Annotated in this window: 17 protein-coding genes and 1 tRNA gene; 13 read left to right on the plus strand and 5 right to left on the minus strand. The window is 36.4% G+C overall.

The features are described from left to right. The first annotated feature begins 83 nt into the window (after positions 1 to 83). From JML65_RS20080 to JML65_RS20100, 5 genes are all read left to right on the plus strand, one after another. Entirely contained in the window at positions 84 to 1,025 is a 942-nt protein-coding gene (locus tag JML65_RS20080) for an NAD-dependent epimerase/dehydratase family protein (protein ID WP_045180182.1), read from the plus strand. A 46-nt stretch (positions 1,026 to 1,071) separates the two neighbouring features. Further along, complete coding sequence (locus JML65_RS20085; protein ID WP_202271849.1) at positions 1,072 to 1,800, plus strand: nitroreductase family protein; 729 nt, start codon at positions 1,072 to 1,074, stop codon at positions 1,798 to 1,800. 125 nt (positions 1,801 to 1,925) lie between these two features. After that, positions 1,926 to 2,609 carry a type 1 glutamine amidotransferase domain-containing protein gene (locus JML65_RS20090; protein WP_089737326.1) on the plus strand — a complete coding sequence of 228 codons (684 nt, stop codon included), beginning with the start codon at positions 1,926 to 1,928 and terminating at the stop codon, positions 2,607 to 2,609. A 59-nt stretch (positions 2,610 to 2,668) separates the two neighbouring features. Beyond that, positions 2,669 to 3,655 carry an alpha/beta hydrolase gene (locus JML65_RS20095; RefSeq protein WP_045180179.1) on the plus strand — a complete coding sequence of 329 codons (987 nt, stop codon included), beginning with the start codon at positions 2,669 to 2,671 and terminating at the stop codon, positions 3,653 to 3,655. A gap of 191 nt (positions 3,656 to 3,846) precedes the next feature. After that, the gene (locus tag JML65_RS20100) at positions 3,847 to 3,999 is read left to right on the plus strand and encodes a hypothetical protein (protein WP_237390948.1); all 153 of its coding nucleotides are present in this window, start codon (positions 3,847 to 3,849) and stop codon (positions 3,997 to 3,999) included. A gap of 265 nt (positions 4,000 to 4,264) precedes the next feature. Here JML65_RS20100 and JML65_RS20105 read toward each other — a convergent pair. Further along, a tRNA-Arg gene (locus JML65_RS20105) sits at positions 4,265 to 4,338 on the minus strand. A gap of 59 nt (positions 4,339 to 4,397) precedes the next feature. Between JML65_RS20105 and JML65_RS20110 the strand changes: the two genes are divergently transcribed. From JML65_RS20110 to JML65_RS20120, 3 genes are read left to right on the plus strand one after another with little or no spacing between them, the layout of a single operon-like run. After that, positions 4,398 to 5,444 carry an ABC transporter substrate-binding protein gene (locus JML65_RS20110; RefSeq protein ID WP_084087462.1) on the plus strand — a complete coding sequence of 349 codons (1,047 nt, stop codon included), beginning with the start codon at positions 4,398 to 4,400 and terminating at the stop codon, positions 5,442 to 5,444. A gap of 44 nt (positions 5,445 to 5,488) precedes the next feature. Beyond that, positions 5,489 to 6,133 carry a monofunctional biosynthetic peptidoglycan transglycosylase gene (gene mtgA, locus JML65_RS20115; RefSeq protein WP_047486241.1) on the plus strand — a complete coding sequence of 215 codons (645 nt, stop codon included), beginning with the start codon at positions 5,489 to 5,491 and terminating at the stop codon, positions 6,131 to 6,133. A 19-nt stretch (positions 6,134 to 6,152) separates the two neighbouring features. Further along, complete coding sequence (locus JML65_RS20120; RefSeq protein ID WP_047486239.1) at positions 6,153 to 8,183, plus strand: recombinase; 2,031 nt, start codon at positions 6,153 to 6,155, stop codon at positions 8,181 to 8,183. Between the two features lie 85 nt (positions 8,184 to 8,268). On the opposite strand, the gene JML65_RS20125 is transcribed toward JML65_RS20120, so the two are convergent. The 3 genes from JML65_RS20125 to JML65_RS20135 all read right to left on the minus strand — a co-directional run bounded on the left by JML65_RS20125 (position 8,269) and on the right by JML65_RS20135 (position 10,747). After that, positions 8,269 to 8,565, minus strand: coding sequence for a hypothetical protein (locus JML65_RS20125; protein WP_047486238.1), 297 nt, complete (start codon positions 8,563 to 8,565; stop codon positions 8,269 to 8,271). Positions 8,566 to 8,908: 343 nt separating this feature from the next. Further along, positions 8,909 to 9,988: a DNA replication/repair protein RecF gene (recF, locus tag JML65_RS20130; protein ID WP_047486237.1), complete on the minus strand. Its 1,080-nt coding sequence runs from the start codon at positions 9,986 to 9,988 to the stop codon at positions 8,909 to 8,911. A 3-nt stretch (positions 9,989 to 9,991) separates the two neighbouring features. Then, on the minus strand, positions 9,992 to 10,747 hold the full coding sequence (locus JML65_RS20135; RefSeq protein ID WP_202271853.1) for a hypothetical protein: 756 nt from the start codon (positions 10,745 to 10,747) through the stop codon (positions 9,992 to 9,994). Between the two features lie 18 nt (positions 10,748 to 10,765). Here JML65_RS20135 and JML65_RS20140 point away from each other — a divergent pair, with 18 nt between their 5' ends. Beyond that, positions 10,766 to 16,678, plus strand: coding sequence for an alpha-2-macroglobulin family protein (locus tag JML65_RS20140; RefSeq protein WP_202271855.1), 5,913 nt, complete (start codon positions 10,766 to 10,768; stop codon positions 16,676 to 16,678). Positions 16,679 to 16,722: 44 nt separating this feature from the next. After that, a complete protein-coding gene (gene eco / locus JML65_RS20145) occupies positions 16,723 to 17,211 on the plus strand; it encodes a serine protease inhibitor ecotin (RefSeq protein WP_202271857.1) in 489 nt (162 codons plus the stop codon). Between the two features lie 109 nt (positions 17,212 to 17,320). Here the strand turns inward: eco and JML65_RS20150 are convergent, their stop codons facing one another. Further along, a complete protein-coding gene (locus tag JML65_RS20150) occupies positions 17,321 to 18,322 on the minus strand; it encodes a helix-turn-helix domain-containing protein (protein WP_202271859.1) in 1,002 nt (333 codons plus the stop codon). A gap of 721 nt (positions 18,323 to 19,043) precedes the next feature. Here JML65_RS20150 and JML65_RS20155 point away from each other — a divergent pair. From JML65_RS20155 to JML65_RS20165, 3 genes are all read left to right on the plus strand, one after another. Further along, a complete protein-coding gene (locus JML65_RS20155; RefSeq protein ID WP_202271861.1) occupies positions 19,044 to 19,865 on the plus strand; it encodes a hypothetical protein in 822 nt (273 codons plus the stop codon). A 259-nt stretch (positions 19,866 to 20,124) separates the two neighbouring features. Next, positions 20,125 to 20,316 carry a hypothetical protein gene (locus JML65_RS20160; protein ID WP_202271863.1) on the plus strand — a complete coding sequence of 64 codons (192 nt, stop codon included), beginning with the start codon at positions 20,125 to 20,127 and terminating at the stop codon, positions 20,314 to 20,316. A gap of 27 nt (positions 20,317 to 20,343) precedes the next feature. Next, a complete protein-coding gene (locus JML65_RS20165) occupies positions 20,344 to 20,835 on the plus strand; it encodes a hypothetical protein (protein ID WP_202271865.1) in 492 nt (163 codons plus the stop codon). Positions 20,836 to 21,010: the final 175 nt, after the last annotated feature.

Consider the following 21,010-nt stretch of genomic DNA (forward strand, 5'->3'; position numbering starts at 1 on the left):
TATGTTACAACCTCCATGGATTGGGATACTTTTTTGTGGCTGATATGGCCGAATTTTGTACTATAAATTTAAAAGAGAAAAAAATGCAAACAATATTAGGTGCCAACGGACAGATTGGTGAGGAACTGGCAAAAGAGTTAAAAAGAAATTTTACCTCTGAAATCAGGATCGTGAGTCGTGAAGCTACCAAAGTGAATGATACCGATGAGGTTTTTTCAGCTGATCTATCCATAAAAGAGAAGGCCATTGAAGCTGTAAAAGGGAGTGAAATTGCGTATTTTACACTTGGATTGCCGATCAGTTCAGATTTATGGGAGCAACAGTTTCCATTGATTCTCAGAAATGTGATTGATGCCTGTAAAATCAATGGAACTAAACTGGTATTCTTTGATAATACTTATATGTATCCACAGGATGATAGGAACCTTACTGAAAATACTCCTTTTAGTCCGCTTGGAAGAAAAGCAAAGGTAAGAAGAAAGATGGCAGATATGGTGTTGAAAGAAATTGAGTCAGGAGCACTAGAAGCGGTAATCTGTAGGGCACCTGAGTTTTATGGTCCAGGTAAAACTCAGAGTATTACCAACACCTTAGTATTTAATAACATAAAAGAAGGGAAAACCTTAAAAGTTCCTCTAAGTGACAGTAAAAAACGAAGCCTGATCTGGACACCGGATGCAAGCCGTGCCACAGCGCTAATTGGAAATACCCCTGATGCTTACGGTCAGACATGGCACCTGCCGGTTGACAAAAGTCATCCGACATATAAAGAGTTTATAGAAATAGCATCCGGGATCTATGGCAAGAAGCTTAAACATAACGTAGTTCCAAAGTTTCTTTTCAAGATAGGTTCGTGGTTCAATCCTAAGGTTAAAGAACTATTGGAATTGCTTCCGAGATATTCGTATGATAATCTTTTTGATGATACAAAATTCAAAAAACGTTTTCCTGAATTTCAGGTCACTACCTATAGAGAAGGAATAGCACAAATTAAGAAGGAGCAGTTTAGAGACAAGAAACTTTAATTTCTTGTCAGGATATTTTGATCATATTGTAAAAACTATAATTGATATGAATTTATCAGAAGTAATGGACTTTAGACGATCTGTACGTGTCTATGATCGGGGAAAAGCTCTAGAGGATGAAAAAATCAGAGCATGCCTTCAATTGGCAGCTTTAGCTCCAAGTAGTTCCAATATGCAGCTTTGGGAGTTTCATCACATCACAGATACTGATCTGTTATCTAAGGTTTCCAGAGCTTGTCTGGATCAGACTGCCACTTCAACAGCAGCGCAGATCGTGGTTTTTGTCACAAGGCGTGATCTGTTTCGCAAAAGGGCAAAATTTGTACTGAATTTTGAAAAAGGAAACATCAGACGCAATAGTCCTGTTGAGCGGCAGGAAAAACGGATCAAGGACAGAGAATTATATTATGGGAAGATCATGCCCTTATTATATGGACGTTTCTTTGGCTTATTGGGAAGTTTTAGAAAATTATTGACAGGAACTATAGGGGTGTTCAGAACCATTACAAGAGAGGTGTCTGAGAATGATATGCGAGTGGTGGTTCATAAATCCTGTGCGTTGGCAGCTCAGACTTTTATGATTGCCATGGCAAATGAAGGATATGATACCTGTCCATTGGAAGGTTTTGATAGCAAGGTATTAAAAAAAGTATTGGGCCTACCTAGCGGAGCAGAAGTTAATATGGTCGTCTCCTGTGGAATAAGAAAAGGGAATGAAGGAATTTGGGGTGAACGCTGTAGGGTTCCGTTTAACGAAATATATATAAAGAGATAACTAAGGAATGCGGTTCTACATCCATCATTTTTTTCTAGCAGAGATTCGGTTACAATCTTCCATGATTTGGTTACTGATGTCCATTCATTTATCAGTAACTTTAAATGACAGAAAAAAAATATAAAATGAAAAAAATCCTTCTGGTTGTAACCAATACCGGACATTATAAAAGTGGTTTAGAAACCGGTCTATGGTTGAGTGAGCTTACCCATATCTACCACACAGCAAAAGAAAAAGGATGGGTGGTCACTATAGCAAGTCCTAAAGGAGGACACGTTCCCATTGACCCCGAGAGCTTAAAACCTCTTGTATTGGACAAGATTTCAAGATCATATTACGAAAACACTGCTTTTATGAACGACCTCAATCAATCAAGGAATTTGCTGGAAGTTCAAAATGAAGATTTTGATTGTGTATATCTCGCAGGTGGTCATGCGACCATGTATGATTTCCCCGATGATATTATTATACAAAATATAATCAGAAAGCAGTACGAAAGTGGAAAAATGGTTGCTGCTATTTGCCACGGAGTGGGAGGATTGATTAATGTAAAGCTTTCAGACGGAACTTATCTGATTACGGGAAAATCAATGACTGGGTTTGATTGGTTCGAGGAGACCATCGCCAGAAGAAAAAGGGAGGTTCCTTTTAATCTTGAAGCTTCAATTGTTGAACGTGGTGCAGATCTGAAAAAAGCATGTATTCCCATGACGTCCAATGTTATAGTGGATGGGAACCTGATTACAGGACAAAACCCCTTCAGTTCAAAAGAAATGGCACAAGTTGTTGCTAAAGAACTTGATAAATAATATACTTTCAGGCTTGTATAAGCCAAATAAATTTATAATTAATCATTAAAATTTTAATTATGGCATCAAACATTAAAGCGGAAAACGATCCGCAAATCCTTTCGGGGATCAGAGAATTTCTAAATGCATTGAATAACAGTGGGGGGAGTCCCTTGGAAACCTTGACACCCCAGCAGGCAAGACAGGTGTTAGTGGATGCCCAAAAATCTGTAGAGGTGGATTACTCAGGGATCATTGAGACAGAAAGAGAAATTACACAGGATGGTATTACGGTAAATATTCATATTGTTAAACCTGCAAACTCAACTTCGGAAAACCTTCCGGTATTTATGTTTACGCATGGTGGAGGTTGGATATTGGGTGATTATCCTACTCATAGAAGACTGGTTAGAGATTTGGTTGTGAATAGCGGAGCTGCTGCTGTTTTTACTGACTATACACCATCTCCGGAAGCTCAATACCCTGTAGCGATCAATCAGATCTATGCTGCCACAAAATGGGTGTCAGAAAATGGCGCTGAAATCGGAGTAGACGGTAAAAATATGGCTGCTGCCGGAAATAGCGTAGGTGGGAATATGACGGCGGTACTTTGTCATATGGCTAAGGATAAAGGTGGCCCGGAGATAAAATTTCAATTATTATTGTGGCCTGTAGCGGACGCTGATTTTACACGTGAATCTTGGCAAAAATATGGCGAAGGAAGATTCCTGACTGCCCCATTGATGAAATGGATGTGGGATAACTATTTACCCGATCTCGAAACAAGAAAAGAGTATTATGCAACACCTTTCAACGCTTCTTTAGAGCAGTTAAAAGGATTGCCACCAGCATTAGTACAATTGGCGGAGAATGATATACTTTTTGACGAAGGATTAGCATATGCCAGAAAGCTCGATGAAGCAGGTGTACCAACAACTATTCAGACTTATAACGGATTTATCCATGATTATGGATTATTAAACCCGCTGGATCATATAGAAGCAATAAAGTTTTCTTCCGAACAGGGTGCATTAGCACTTAAAAAAGCTTTATTTGGAAAAGCTTAATTAGTCAGATTTTTTAAATATTATTTTCTAGACTTATATTTCGAAGGCGGATGAATAATTACATTCGCCTTCTTTATCTTTAAATAGACACAATACATCTCAAAAATCAAGAATAGTTTAACTAAACAAAGATTGGCAAGATTATTTTTTTTGAGAAAGTAATTATTGATGAAAATACTTTGAATATGTTTATGTTACCGGAATTTATAAAAATAATATTTGGAATAAAATTAGAAAAATCTGGGGCAAGATTGGGAGAAGCTTTAGGTAATGATGAGAAGATAAATCATTTTCTAAAGGAAATTTCCTTGTTTGCATTTGAACAACAATTGAAAACTATTTAGCGAAAAATATGTGGTTTTTTTGTGAATTTTTGGTGTTCGAATCCTGTTAGGTCATCGCAGATAAAATTTTTAAACTTTTATTAATTTAAATATAATTTGTTGATTTTCAATCACATTTCGTTTTTGTGTGGAATCAATTAAGATATTTTTGAAATAGTGTTTTTGTAATGAAAGTCTTAATTTGATCAAAGTTAACTAATTGAATATGAGGTATGTATAAATAAATATGCGCAAATTGTCTTAAATTTGCGCATATTGTCGTTTGTGACCTCGACAGGATTCAAACCTGTAACCTTCTGAGCCGTAATCAGATGCGCTATTCAGTTGCGCCACGAGGCCGTTGTTACCTTGTTGTTTAAGGGTTTGCAAATATAGCACTTTTTTCTTTTCTTTGAAAGATGAAACAAAGAATTTTACTCCTATTCACGGTTTTTTCGCTAATTGCCTGTAAAAGAGAACCAAAAATTTCGTCCTCAGATTGGACTTCTATCTCCAGTCGTACCCAATTTAAGGAACATGATGGGGCTCTGGAGCTGAAATCGGGAAATTTCACCTATAATTTTAATAAAAATCAAACTCCTTTTAAGAAAATAATCCTGCTGAATGCAAGTATGGCGGGCTATATTTCAGCACTTGGAGCAGAAAATTTAATCATTGGAGTGTCGAGCCCGGAGTATATTTATTCGGAAAAGATTCTGAACCTGCTTAAAGAAGGAAAGATCCAAAATGTGGGAAGCGAGCAGAAATATGATGTGGAGAAGATTATTTCCATGAAACCGGATGCTATTTTTACCAATCATATTGCAAGTTTCGATAATACCTATGAACTGCTGAAAAGTAATGGAATTCAGGTGATATTTCTGGATGAATATATGGAACAGCAGCCCCTGGAAAAAACAGCCTATATAAAACTTTTCGGAGAATTTCTAGGAAAAGAAAAAGAAGCGGAAGCCAAATACCAGGAAGTTGAAAAAAACTATAATGAGCTGAAACAGCTGGCATTAAAGGCAAAAGAAAAACCTGTGGTCCTAGCCAATGAAATGTATGGCAATGTTTGGTACCTTCCCGGGGGGAATACTTCTGTTGCCCATTATATTGCTGATGCCAATGCTTCCTATATCTTAAAAGATAATAAGGATGAAAAGGCTTTAACGATGAGCTTTGAGGAAGTATATGCAAAAACAGACGGCGTACAGTACTGGGTGAATGCCGGAAGCCATGCTTCCAAAAAAGAAATGCTGAAAATGAATGCTTTCTATGGAAAACTGGATGTATTCAATAAAGGAAAAGTATATACCATTGCCGGAAAGGAAAAACAGAAAGCCAATGATTTCTTTGAAAGTGGAGTAGTAAGAGCAGATCTTATCCTTAAAGATTGCATTAAAATCTTCCATCCTGAACTTCTGCCGGATTATCAGCTAACCTATATGAAAGAGTTGCACTAACTCAGACTATTTGCTTATTTTTGCACTTCCTTTTACGATAACTTATGTGGAAAAAAATTAAACAGCTGATTTTCATCGTTCTTGTTCTGAATGTAGTTTTTATCATTTGGGGCAGATTTTTCAATCCGCCTATTACCATTACCCAGATAGGAGGGATTTTTGAGTACGGAAAGTTACACAGAGATTATATTTCCTATGATGAAATGGGAAATAATGTGAAAAAAGCCGTAATAGCTTCCGAAGATCAGAAATTTTTTGATCATAACGGATTCGATTATACAGCGATTGAAAAAGCAATGAAGCATAATGAACAGGGCAAAAAAATAAGAGGAGGGAGCACCATTTCCCAGCAGACGGCAAAAAATGTTTTTCTTTGGCAGGGCAGAAGCTGGGTGAGAAAAGGATTGGAAGCCGTGTATACTTTTATCATTGAAAAAGTATGGAGCAAAGATATTATCCTTGAAAGATACCTGAACTCTATTGAAATGGGACAGGGAGTATTTGGGGTAGAAGCTGCCGCTCAGTATTATTTTGGAAAACCATCCAAAGATTTAAGCGCTTCAGATGCAGCCTGGATTGCTGCGGTATTGCCAAATCCCAAAAAATATGATCCTAAAAACCCGTCCCCTTATTTAAGAAAGAAACATAATTGGATCATGAGACAGATGAGGAATGTGAGTTTGAAATAGTATCAGTATCTTTGTACTAATGAAATTCTTTAATTCCAGCACAAATTTTGAGTCAGTTCTTAAAAAATACTTTTCTTTTAAGAATGAAACCCTTTCTTTAGAACCGTTTGCAGAGTTTTTAGAGAGTATTAAAAAGGCGGACTTTACTGATGTGCTCAACTTTCTCAGAAGCAATCCGCATTTTGCTGAAAATTTTAAAAATTATATACACAATATTTTTAAAGGCAGGCCTTTCAATTTGTCCCTGACGGAAGCCAATATTCTTTCTGAAAACGCTTTCTTTCCGGAGCTTAAAAAAAGGATCCTGAATAAGGTTTTACCTCCCGTAGAAAATGAAAAAACGGTGTGGTATATGATTGATAATGTCAGTCTGAGGCCTAAAACTGATCTGAGATACATGCACAACCTTCCTGAAAATGAGATGGATGAGTTTTTGGTAATGTTAGGTGCCTCTGATTTTATAATCAAACCCAACATTAAAAAGGAACTTATTTTCTCTATGAATATCCTTTCCTGGAGGGTTACAGGGATGGCTATGGAAGTGGAAGTGGTAAGAATGGCCCCACAGTACAGGAATCTGGATAATCCGTTTCTTGCCCTTCAGAATGAGCTTGAGGCGTTAGCGGAAGACCTTACAACAGATCCTGATTTACAGCTGCATTCCAAGGACAGCCGCTATAAACAGATCAAGATCTATACAGAACAATGCCTGGAATTTGTAAACATAGCCTTTAAAAATTCGGCTAAATATGGTATTTCAGGAAAGATCAATCAATCATTGCTGAAGATCCGTCAGCAGACGGAAAGGATTTATGAAATTGTACAATTGCTTGTTATCGACACAGACGAAGATGTGATGATCAAATCCAAGCAGCTGATCTTTAATATCCTGAACTATAAATCCCATAAAAATAATATAGCAGACCTGATCAACGACAGTACCAGGCTGATTTCCCATCTTATTACCAACCACACAGCGGAAGCTGGAACCCATTATATTACCTCTACCCGTAAAGAATATATGACTATGTTCTATAAAGCGAGTGGTGGTGGAATCATTGTAGGAGCACTTTGCGTATTGAAAATGCTGTACGGGTATATCCCGGGAAGTGACTTTTCGCATGCTTTCCTGTACTCTATGAACTACGCGATGGGGTTTGTAATGATTTACCTGATGGGATTTACGTTGGCTACCAAACAGCCTGCAATGACGGCGGCTACCATGACAAAAGTACTGTCTGAAGAAGGAAACAGTAAAAGACACAATGCGGAATTTGCCCATCTGGTATCAAAATTATTCAGAAGCCAGTTCATTGCCTTCGTAGGAAATGTACTGCTGGCTTTTCCAATTGCCCTTGCCATTATTTATGGGTTGGATGTCTTTTTCTCCCAAAATCTTGCTGTTGACAGATCTGATAAGCTGTTAAAAGACCTCGATCCTTTCAAATCGAAAGCAATTCTGCATGCAAGTATTGCCGGTTTCTATCTTTTTATTTCAGGAATCATCTCAGGGAATATAGGAAACAACTCTGTATTTTATCAGATCCCCGAAAGAATTGCCAAGAATTTGTCTATCAGAAGTTTTTTTGGAAAGAAATTTGCGAAAGGACTATCAAAATATTATGCTAAAAACTGGCCCGGAATTGTCTCCAATTTCTGGTTTGGTGTATTCCTTGGGGCAACCGCTCCGGTAGGAATGTTCTTCGGACTGGACCTTGATATCAGACACATTACCTTTGCTGCCGGAAACTTTGCGTTAGGACTTTACGGGAAAGATTTTTCAGTAGATTCTTATACTTTCTGGATGTCTTTCTTTACCGTATTCCTGATCGGATTCTTCAACTTCCTGGTGAGTTTTAGTTTATCGATGTTCCTGGCTTTCAGGTCAAGAAAAATGAACTTCGGGCAGGTCAGTGAGATCTATAAAGAAATATTCAGGTATTTCGCTAAACATCCGCTGAAATTCTTCCTGCCATTAAGCTCAGGGTTAGATAAAAAGGCAGATGACCTCATGAGTAATACAATCTCTAATAAATCTGAAGAACACTAAACTGTTTCAGGATATAGAAATAATAAAAAAAATGCTACCTCAGGTAGCATTTTTTTATGAGTTTATCTTCTCTTCTTAAAAAGAATTATAGGATCTGAAGGTCATTCAATTTATCTGTTCCGAATTTGTCCTGAAATTTTTTCAGATAAAAGCTTTTACGCATTTTAAAATCGTTTTTCAATAAGGGAGAGTCAATTTTAATAATGATGCATCCTTTTTCAATATTCACACTTCTGATTTCATTAAAGAGGCTGGCATCAAGATAATCTTCCAGAAAATCTTTGATTTCAAAGGCCACCAGTTTGTCCTCAAAACCATAGATTCTGGCAAAAGATTTTACAAGTTCAGACGATTGATATTCACGTTTTTTCTTATTTTTCATAGTCGGGATGCGGGTTTCGTGTTTCGAGCTTTTTGGTTTAGATTAATAGCCGTGTTTAAAGTTGTTTCCCTCATTTATTTTCATTCCAGTTGTCTTTGACCCCATTTTTTATATACATTAATTTTTCCACCTAGTATATTATATTCATTTCTTAATTTTTCAAACTCTGAGGAAATAAAAATAAATCCATTGCAATTTTGTAAATGTCCAGATTCCTGTAGCTCATATCATTTGTGTCATTTGCTTAATAAGTTAAGACAAAAAAATATACCGAATGTTTCATATCTCATTTTTTAACCCTGCAATTCACCCTCGCACCCCATATCTCGCATCTCGCATCCCACTATATTTCAAAAATTATACTTTCCTCGTTAATTTTCTTTACTACACTTTCCGTACGTTCCCTGTGGGTATCGGTAATAAAGATCTGTCCGAAGCTTTCCTTATTAACAAGTTCAATCAACTGGGAAACCCTGGTGTCATCAAGCTTATCAAAAATATCATCCAAAAGAAGGATCGGTGTTTTATGGGTGAGCTCTTTTACCAGACTCATCTGCGCTAGTTTTAAAGAAATCAGAAAAGACTTCTGCTGACCCTGGGAACCAATTTTTTTGATTAAAACATGGTCCATTTCAAAAAGAAGATCATCTTTATGAATACCTTTTGAAGTGTAGGTAAGCATCCGGTCTCTTTCGATACTCTCTTTTAGCAGTTCTTCAAAAGACTTTTCTAATAAATGAGATTCATAGATCACCGATACAGTTTCTTTTCCTCCTGAAATAATCTGATAGAAATTCTGTACAATAGGATTCAACTGTTCTACAAACTCTTTTCTTTTCTTAAAAATCTTGGTTCCGAACTGGGTAATAGGGGCATCATAAATTTCGAGTGAATCCTTGTCCCATACTCTGTTTTTAGCAAAATATTTTAGCAATGCATTTCTTTGCTGGATGGTTTTCTGATATTGGATCAGATCAAAAAGGTATTCAGAATCCGTTTGAGAGATCATAGAATCCAGAAACTTCCGTCTGCTTTCCCCTGAATCCGAGATAAGGTTGGAGTCATAAGGAGAGATCATTACACTCGGAAGATACCCGATATGATCGGCCATTCTGTCGTAGCTTTTATCATTTTTTTTGATCACCTTTTTAGATTCTTTAGGCTGGGTGATTCTAATGATATCTTCGCTGTCTTCATTCAGTACTTCAGCGTCAATGGTGAAAAAATCTTCTTCTCTTTTAATATTATTGAGGTCGGTGTTTCCCAAAAAACTTTTACCTACCGATAAATAGTGCAGGGCATCCAGAATATTAGTCTTTCCCGCACCGTTATTTCCAACGAAACAGTTAATCTGTGGAGAAAATTCAAACTTCTTTTCTGAATGGTTTTTGAAATTGTAAAGAGAGAGTTTCTTGATAATCATTCGTCAAAAATACTCCATTATTAGTAAAAATAAAAAAGGAAGTGCAGAACAGGTTTCCACTCCAAATGAAAAATAAGCGTCATCTCTTTTATTATCAGCGAAATAGATGAAGATATAAGTAAAGATGCCGGATAAGAAAAATGCAGCGGCGTATAGAGGCTTAAGATGAAAAATTCCGAGAAGGGTGCTGATAAATACCAGAGCGTAAGCGATATATTTTGTATTCTGGACCCCTATCAGCATTGGAAATGTTTTTACCGTGTCACTGTTCATATCCCGGATATCGAAAGGAAGAACCAATGCTGTGATAAAGAAAAAACTGATCAGAAAAATAGGAATATCAAATTCAGGAAGGGTAAGCCAGCAGTTGACCAATGCCCAGACTAATCCTACATAAAAAACTTTCAGTAACGGGATTTTCCGGATATATACATCCAGAAAAAAGCTGTTGTAGAGCAATCCAAGTACGACGATAATAAACCATTTCAGAAGTCTTACTTCATTGTGATTATGAATGATTAAAAAAGCACAGACTATCCCGGCTACAGCATTTAAAACCAGTATTTTGAGAAAATGCTTAGTATATTGATACTTAGTGTACAGATATCCACTGAAATACGTGATGAAAATTAACAGAATTGTAGGTAAACGGAATGTGTTTTGCTCTTTCATGAAAAATACTGCAAAAAGAGTTCCCATTAAAGAGACATAAATTTGACTGTCTATGACGGTTTTTTTCAGTATTTTTAAAATGTTCATTTATCAAAATTAATATTTATGAAAAGATTTTCCAAGATATTTATGCTTTTGCTTCTAATGCTGTGCTTTTCACCGGCTTTTGCGCAAAAATATTATGATGCCCAGTGGAAAAAAATTGTTGAAAACAGCAAGAAGGGAGCTTACAAATCTAATCTTCCCATTATTTTAGACATACAAAACCAGGCAATGAAAGAAAATAATGCACTCCAGCTGATCCGTTCTTTAAAGGCAGAATTCAGTATTGTAAACCAAACGGTAGATGACGATCAGAATGATGCCGCTTCAAAATTCTTTGGAAAACTTCAGAAAACAGAGGAAAAACTGAAGGGTGAAGAGAAGTTGGTGTACAAAGTTCTGCTGAATAGTTTTTTTCTGGATTATTATAATCAAAACTCCTGGAAAATAGACGGAAGAACCAATATCAATTCCCAGGATCTTTTACAAATTGAGACCTGGAGCAAGCTGGATTTTAAAAATTATTTAACCAAAGCTTATCAGGAACTTGATCAGCAGAAGGCAGAAATGAAAAAGATTTCTTTAATAAAGTACAAAGAGGTTTTTTCAGGGGTTAAAAATATAGCTTATTTTCCTACGTTATTTGATTGGTATGCGTTGAAGAAGATCTCTTTTCTGTCTGAAAACAATATATTCACAAAGAATGAACTTGCAGAAAACCGTATATCAATCAATGCAGTCTTTGATGAACTGATTGCACAGAATGAAGGGAACTCAAAGTTATACTTTATGAAAGAAAAATTGGTTGAAAACTGTAATTTCAATCAATGCAAAGATAAACTGGAACAGCTTCAGGGACTTATGAAATCCAATGTAGAAGGAGATTATAAAGTGATTATCATGGAAGATATCATGAGTGAACTGATCGCCAAGAAAAAATCGAAAGAAGCCATAGCCGTTGCTGCACAGGCTAAAAGCGAATATCCAAAATCTCCGTTTCTGGAGAATATTAAGAATAAGGAAAATCAAATTGTCAACCCATTGCTGAACATTAAATATGAGCAGCAGACCCAAAACAACCTGCCTATTCACTTTATGGCAGAGTATAAAAATGTAGATGAGTTTTCTTTGAACATTTATGAAGTAAAAGATAACTTCACTTCACTGCTTCAGTATATTCAGAGCTCATACGGCAATGCATTTGAGAAGGTTAAAAAGAATCTGGTAAGAAAAGAAACATATCAGCTTCCGGATCCTAAAGATTATCAGCTTCACAAAACTTCACTGGAGATTAAGCCTCTTCCATCAGGGGTGTATGTCGTGGAGTATTCCGTAGCTGGAGCAGACTTAAAAAATATAGATGCTAAACAGAATCTTTACTTCCTGGTGTCCGGGAACAAAATTATCTATCAGAATAAAACAGACCGAAATCCGCTTTCCAACGAATTGAAATTGGTGAATAGTGGAAATGGACAGCCTGCTGCTAATGAAAATCTTGTGTTTTATGAATTTATAGCGAATAAAACATTAAATAAAGTAGAGGGGAAAACCAATGAAAAAGGGGTTTTTAAATTTCCTTCTACTGCAAGCAATGAATATTACAGAACCTTCCTGATCCAACAGCCTAAGACTAATGATTTCCAGATCATGCAGGTATATGGAAACAGAGGAAATGTGGAAGACTATAATCCAAACAAACAATCCCGTACTACGGCGCAGATCTTTACAGACAGAGCGATATACAGACCCGGTCAGACGGTATATTTCAAAGTAGTCAATACGAAGCTGGAAAAAGAAGTGGAATCCGTACTTTCAGGATTGAAACAGAAAATAACGCTGGTGGATACCAATAGCCAGGATGTTTCCTCACAAGACTTTACCACCAACGAATTTGGATCTTATCATGGAAGCTTTATTCTTCCAAAAGGTAAACTGAACGGTACTTTTTACCTGAGAACAGACGGCGAAACCCAGGGATATAAAGATATCAGGGTTGAAGAGTATAAAAGACCTAAGTTTGAAGTTACCTTCGATCCTGTAAAAGATGAGTACAAATACGGACAGATCATAGACCTGAAAGGAAAAGCACTGATGTTTTCGGGAGTTGCTTTAAGCAATACCACGGTGCATTACGAAATCAAAAAACATAATATCAGATGGAGGTATTTCTCATGGTACCCACAGAATGATACCAATGAAAATTCTATCCTTGGAGAGGCTAAAACGAATGAAAAAGGAGAATTTGTCATTCGTTTGGATCTTAAAAAAGATGAAAAACTGGAGGGCATACAGATTGATAATTACGAGATCAATGCTTCAGTGACAGACATCAATGGGGAAACGCAGTCTGCCAATACCCAGCTGAAAGTAGCTTCAGTTTCTCATTACATTAAAGCGGATAATATTCAAAATACATTCACTGGTGAAAATGTAAGCCTGAAAGCAGAAACAAAAAATTATAACGAACAGAATCTTAAAAAATCATACCAGGTTAAGTTAGCTAAACTTAGCACACCAGACAGGATTTTCAGGGATAATTTTAAAGCTGAAATACAGAACCTTCCGAAATATTCAAAAGAAGAATTTATCAGCAAATTTCCCCATGATCTGTTTAATAAAAACGATGAAATTAAAAACTGGAAAACCGAAAAAGTACTGATTGAAAAACAACAGTCTGCATCAACTGATAATGCTCAGCTTTCAACTCAGTTAGATTTAGGAAAGCTTGAGGCAGGAGATTATCAGTTGGAACTCTTCAATATTGAAGGAAAAGACACTATAAAATCTTCTCAATATTTCAGTGTTTGGGACAAAACCTCCTTGAAGCCGGTACAAAAAACATTTCTGACCGTTATAGCTCCGAAAGATGAAGTATCAAGAGGTGAGAAAGTAAAGATATATGTATATTCTGCAGTTCCTGATGCATGGGTCAATGTCTTTGTTCAGGATGGATCAGGAAAAACAGTTTCAGAAACTCACCAGCTTAGAAAAGGAGTATTAGAGTATACTGCTGATATCCCAAAAGATAAAGGAGTTTCACAGTTGAATATCCAGTTCCAGGTGGTTGCATTCAATGATGTAAATACCCAGACTGTAGCTTTGAAAATAAAAGATTCCGAACAGCCTTTAAAAATTGAAACCGTAACTTTCAGAGATAAGCTGGAACCTAATGCAAAAGAAAAATGGACGGTAAAAGTAACCGGAAATGATAAAGAGAAAGTAAATGCTGAGGTCTTAGCCAATATGTATGATATGTCTCTGGATCAGTTTGCGGCTAATGCTTTTAGCTGGAATAAACTGTATGTACCTTTTAGCGTTCTTACGTCTTATGATGTCAGAAACTACCTGCAACAGAAAAGTTATCAGAATAGGCTGAGATATTTCAATGGAAAATATGTGGAAGTTCCACAGTTTAATTGGTTTGATCAGGAAGCATATTATAACAGTATGGTTGAAATGGAAGCTTCAGATGCTGTGGGAGGCGCTTATTCACCACCGCCACCACCAAGAGCTGCCGGTGCCAAAAATAGTGCCGTGATGAGAAAGGCAAGTGCGGAACAACGATTAGAAGTTATTCAAAATGTGGTTCCGGAACCGGTAAAAGCTCCGAAAGTAGATGCTTCTCCACCCGACTTGACTAAAGAAGAAAGCTTGGATAAAGTTCCTGTTCGTCAGAACCTGAACGAAACCGCATTTTTCTATCCTGATCTTAAAACTGATGCCGAAGGAAATGTAAACTTTGAGTTTACCTCTCCGGAAGCCCTTACGAAATGGAAACTGATGTTCCTAGCACATACCAAAGATGCCAGAACTGCTACCCTGGAAAAAGAAGTAGTCACACAGAAAGAATTTTCTGTTACTCCAAATTATCCTAGATTTTTAAGAGAAGGGGATGAGTTGAATTTACAGTCAAAATTATCTAACCTAACGGATAAAAAACTGAATGGTTCCGCGGAGCTGCAGATTTTAGATGCGTTTACCAATGAAAATATCTCTTCAAAATTTGGAGTGGTATCAGGAACACAGAATTTTGATCTGGCTGAAAACGGAAACGGGGCATTGACATGGAAATTAAAAGTTCCGGATAATATATCTTCTGTTATTTTGAAGGTCGTGGCAAAAGCAGGAGCGTATTCTGACGGAGAACAGCAGGCCATCGCAATATTGCCAAACAGAATGCTGGTGACAGATGCTGTTCCGGTTTTTGTAAAAGAAGGCGAAACAAAAACATTTGTACTGGATAACCTTAAAAATAATACGTCCGCAACGGCGTCTAATGTTTCCAATACATTGGAACTGACTACCAATCCGATCTGGGAAATTATGTTTGCTCTTCCTAGTTTGAAAAATGACTCAAACAGCTCTGCAGATGTAATCTTCAATAAGTGGTTTGCGGATGTAGTGGCTTCTGAAATCTTCAAGGCCAATCCGAAAATGAAAACTATTTTTGAAGAATATCAGAACAAAGGATTATTAAACTCCAATCTTGAAAAAAATCAGGAGCTGAAACAATTGTTATTGGAAGAAACACCTTGGGTATTGGAAAGTAAAAATGAAGGGGAGCAGATGCAGAAGCTGGCATTATTGTTTGATGCCAATACCATGAAAAACTCTATTAACCAGGACTGGGATGACTTCAAAAAGCTACAGAATCCTGATGGTGGATTCTCATGGTACGCAGGATATCCAAGTTCGTACGGAACTTCATTATACATTCTTAAAAACTTAGGAAAAATCAATGCATGGGTAAAAGATAATGTGAAAGATTATCAAACTTCAGAACAGAAGGATCTGGTGGCCAACCTGATTCAGTATGTTGATAATGAGATCAGCAAGTATTATGATCTGAAGAATGGAGATATCTGGAATAACTGGGCTCTGGATTATCTTGATACCCGAAACTACTGGGAAAAACAATATCCTTTGAAAGGTAAAGGAGCTGCATTGAAATCACTGGTAAAACAGAAAGCAAAGACAGCAAAAATTACAGACTTTACATTCTTCGGACTTCACCGTGCAGCATTATTGATGAATGACTATGGTTTGAAAGATGTATCGGATAAATTAATGACTTATCTTAAAGAAACCTCTACAGATACAAAAACACAAGGGGTATACTGGAAACAGAACCTAAACGACTGGGGCTGGTTCAGTTCAAAAGTAGTGAACCATGCAGGAGCATTGGAGGCTTTCAATAAGCTAAAACCTAATGATCAGAAATTGATTGAAGAAATGAAGATCTGGCTGGTGACTCAAAAAGAAGTGAATTCATGGGGAAGTTCAAGGGGAACTTCAGAAGTGATCTTCACCCTGTTAAATTCAGGAAAATCATGGACCGGTGCAGAAAGCGATAAAGCAACCATTGTTTGGGGTGGAAAAGAACTGGTTCCACAAACTCAGGCAACAGGCTACGTGAAATCAACGGTAAAAACAGATGCAATAGATAAAAACCTGGCTAGTGTGACGGTTACCAAACCTGGTCCTGGAATTGTTCAGGGAGGATTATTCTGGCAGTATTATGAAGATCTTGATAAAATTAAATCTTCAGAAAACTATATTTCCGTAACCAAAGAGCTGTATAAAAAAGTAAAAACAGTAAACGGAGAAGAGCTTCAGAAAATTTCACCTGAAACTCCTTTAAAAGTAGGAGATAAGGTGACGGTAAGAATGATTCTGAATACGGACAGAGCTATGGAATTTATTCATATTAAAGATATGCGTGCTGCAGGCTTTGAGCCTATCGATGCTCTGTCAGGATATCAGTGGAAAAATAATCTGGGCTATTACCAGTCAGCAAAAGATGCCTCTACCAATTTTTATATCCAGTACATGCCGAAAGGGAAGTATGTTTTTGAATATGACGTAGTGGCTAATGCATCCGGAAAGTTCTCTAACGGGATTACTACCATGCAGAATTATTATGCTCCACAGATGAATGCCCATACAAAAGGAACGGCTGTTCAGATTTTGGAATAATTTTTGGCTATATGGAAGTAATTAGAATTTTAAAACCAAATAAAATGAAATTTTCAAAAACTTTAATTACAGGATTGATATTGATGGCTGGGGTAAATGCTTTCGCACAAAAGAAAGCTGAAAAGTTTGAAAAACTACAGATTGAAATGTTCCCAAAAGCTAAAGAAGGATATAAACAAGTATATATTCAGTTGCCGGTAGCAAAAAATGAAAGCGACTTAAAAGTTGAGGTTTTTGTAGGGGCTGAAAAAATGTTGGACTGTAATAAGTACTTCATGATGGGAGAAATGAAAGACCACGACCTTCAGGGATGGGGATACAACTATTATGAAGTAGAATCCAAAGGAGAAACCGGAGGGACATTAATGGCTTGTCCGGGGCAGAAGCTTACCAAGAAGTTTGTAACGCTTAAGCCGGAAACAATGAGATACAACAGTAAATTACCAATTGTATTCTATGTTCCTAAAGATTTTGAAGTACGTTACAGAGTTTTACGTCCGGATGCTGCGATGAAAAAAGCAGTTCAGAACTAAATCAGCTAGCTTATTATAAATAAAAACTCCTCACAGTAATGTGGGGAGTTTTTTTGTTGTAAGATGTCTGGAATGCTGCCGATTTTATAAAGGCAATACCCCCATACAATTAGTTGGATTGACTGCTGAGGTACTCTTGAGGGGTCATTTGAAATTTAGACTTAAAAACCCTGTTAAAAGTTGATCTGTTGTAGAAACCAATAGTCAGGTATGCATCTTCTAATGAAAATTCTTCATTTTTATTATTAATAAGGGTGATAAAGGCATTCAGTCTGAAGTCATTCAAATAAGATTTGAAGTTATTTCTGGAGCAGCTGTTGATTGCTGAAGAAACATATTGGGTATTGGAATTTACATCCTTAGCGAGTTGTTTCAGGTTGTAGTCCGGGTTTCTCCACGGTTTTTGAGATTTCATATGCTCTTCAATTTTTGAAAATAAATCTTCATAAAATGGAATAGGAAGGTCTGTATCTTCCAAAAAACTTTCCTGAACAAACCTGATTTTTTCTTTCCTTTCCAGCCCGGGGAACGGATCGATCGTGACAGAATTTTCTTCCAAAAAAACTAAAACGGCTTTTAGTTTTTGAATCTGTATAAGATAGTAGAAGCAAACACAGAATAAGATAAATGCACAGACGACTGTGTACGTATTTGAGAAGGTATAGTACAAAGAATCACTTTTGTCCACGTTATCAACAAAATAATAGTTGTATAACAGGCTGAAAGGGATCGTTAGAAAGAAAAGTGTTGAGATGTAAATAGACTTCCGGATGCTATAATAAAATGTCAGGGCTATAGGGAACATAAAAATATACGAAATGACACTTGGAAAGTCCTTGTAGTATAATATACTGAAAATGATATTTAAAAGCATTAAATAGCCCACTGCGAACTTACCCACTTTTTGAAAATTATAATTTTCCGAAACCAATGTGAATACATAGCAAGGCGTAACGGTTAATATTAAAACCACATCATAAAATAAGTAGCGGGTACCCACAAAATAAAGATCAGAAAATACAATGATAATCTGTTTCAGTAAGAGCAAAAATATGAGCTTTTTGGCAAATGAATATTCTAACCCCTGTAATTTCTCTTTAATGTTTTCCATAATACAATATCATTATAGTTAGAAGTTGTTTTTTATAAACTCATATGCGATTATGGAGATTATTTTCATGTATGAAAATATAAAATTTAAATTTAATTCATTCATTTTCAGTGTTTTGTTATTTTTTTTGTTATGTGTTCATCTTTTTTTGTTTTGCTTATCATTTTACTTGCTGTACCGTTAAGTTTGCAATGTAAAATTATAAAAAAACACGATAGTTGAATGACTTATTGGTATGAAAAATGAATTTTTTACATGATTTCATATGTTTTTTTTCAACAGAGCTTATCTAACAAATAAATTACACATAAAGTGATTTTTTGATGTAAATGATTTCTTTTTTATAGAATGAAATATTCTTAAAACTAAAGATCAGAGAGCCGAAAAAGAGGTTGCAACTATTATTTGGATCATAGAGTTATATATGAAACATTATTTTTTTTATTTGATTTGATGCTTGTAGGGTGAGTAATTATTCAAAATTATTTTGTAACAATTTTCTCACTCTTTTTAAATCACAATCTTCTAAAAGAAATTTTATATCAATAAGAGGTACACAGAGTAAAAGACGTACTGAATATTTACAGAAAAAGAGGGGTGATAAATAAAAATGAAAAAAAATTGATTCTAAAAACACAACGATGAGCCCCTCTTATTTTTATTACAATTATTAGAATAAACACATAACGAAAAAAATGACTTTTTAAAACACAATTATCAAATGAAAAGGAAAAAAATACTAGCAATGAGTGCCATTTTCGGCCTAAGCTTTCTTAATGCTCAGGTAGGAATAAACACCAGTACACCGGATCTTTCTGCAATATTACATCTGGAATCACCCAATAAAGGTTTTTTACCTACCAGACTTACACTTACGTCACCTACAGATGGAGTAACCATTCCTAAACCGGCAACGGGGTTAGTGGTATACCACAAAGGAACGGGTTCTATGGGAGCAGGAATTTATGTTAACATTGGTACACCTGCTGCACCACAATGGACAAAATCAGCTGGAGGAGGACAGGATAATTCAGATACGCATGGAAGTAATGTGTACAAGGCGAAGTATCGTGGTAGGAATGCTGCCAATTCAGCAGGCGTTTATTCAAAACCGGATCTTATTATTCCTGAACTGAATTTAATGGTTCGATTTGCAATTGTAGGAGGATCTACCACATCAGGAAGTAATGCATTGACTGGAAGTAATAGACTTCAGGTAAGGTTAATTAATCAGCCGGCGACAGATGTAACGATTACCAGCTATTCACATTGGCATGGGCCGGTTACCCATAATAGCAGGGGAGTGAATTTATCATTTACTTCTGCTAATTTTGATCAGTGGCAGAATACAGATGCTGAAGCTTGGAACAACCAATGGGGATACTATTACCTGCTTTATTCAAGCGAGGTAAGAGCGGTGAAAAGCCCTAAAGATTTTGCCATGAACTTATATGGGATTTGCGGATATGGAAACTCTATCGCAGCTGGTCCCCAAAATGATGGAAGTGATGAAATGTATTCCCTGGCTGCTGAGGTATTCTAACATTAAACAGAAAATGGGGTAGTAAACGAGTAGTTTTGTTTACTTTTTTTTATAATCAAGGAAGGAAATGCTCTGATATTATATCAGAGCATTTCTGGTATATGGGGAATTGCTGTGTTGACTGATTGTCTGCTATCAGAATACTTCGTGGCTTTATAAAAGAGACAATTTTGAATAAGTTAGATACATTTTACCATCGTGACAGATCATAATTTAATCTTTTAATATAACTTGTCCGGATCCTTCGGCAATTTTGCATTTGGAATCCTCCAATAAGGGGCTTTTACCTACCAGACTTTCTCTTACTTCTGCAACAGATGGAGTAACTATTCCGAGTCCTGCTACAGGTTTGGTGGTATATCATACAGGGACTGCACCTATGAGTGCAGGAATCTATGTTAATATTGGAACACCTGCAGCACCTCAATGGTCAAAAGCAACGAGCGGTTAGGATAATAACAATAATCAAGGAAGTACCGTGTACAAATCGAAATACCGGGGCCGGAATTCTATGAGTAGTGCCGGTGTCTATTCTAAACCGGATCTCGTTATTCCTGAATTAAATTTAATGGTGCGATTTGCCATTGTAGGAGGGTCTACAGCATCAGGAAATAATGCGCTGACTGGAAATAACAGACTTCAGATAAGATTAATTAATCAGCCGGTGACAGAGGTAACGATCACCAGTTACTCACACTGGCATGGGCCTGTTACCCATAATAGTAGGGGAGTGAATTTATTATTTACTGCGGCTGATTTTGATCAATGGCAGAATACAGATATTGCATCCTGGAATAATCAGTGGGGGTATTATTATCTGCTTTATTCCAATGAAATAAGAGCCGTGAAAAGCCCTAAAGATTTTGCGATGAACTTATATGGGATCTGTGGATATGGGAATCCAATTGCAGTGGGTCCTGGTAATGATGGAGGCGATGAAATGTATTCATTGGCAGCTGAAATATTCTAATGTCAGATACAAAATAGAATAATAGTAAAGTAAGCTTTACAGAATAGGACAATGAGGTGCCCTGATAAAAATATCAGGGCACTTCTGCTATAAAAAGAAACTTGCTTTTATCAATCGGTTATTTAAATGATCAATAAATTAGAAATTTTTCAAACCTGATTTTGTATTAAATTTA

It is taken from the genome of Chryseobacterium sp. KMC2 (assembly GCF_016756935.1).
Classification (GTDB): Bacteria; Bacteroidota; Bacteroidia; order Flavobacteriales; family Weeksellaceae; genus Chryseobacterium; species Chryseobacterium rhizosphaerae.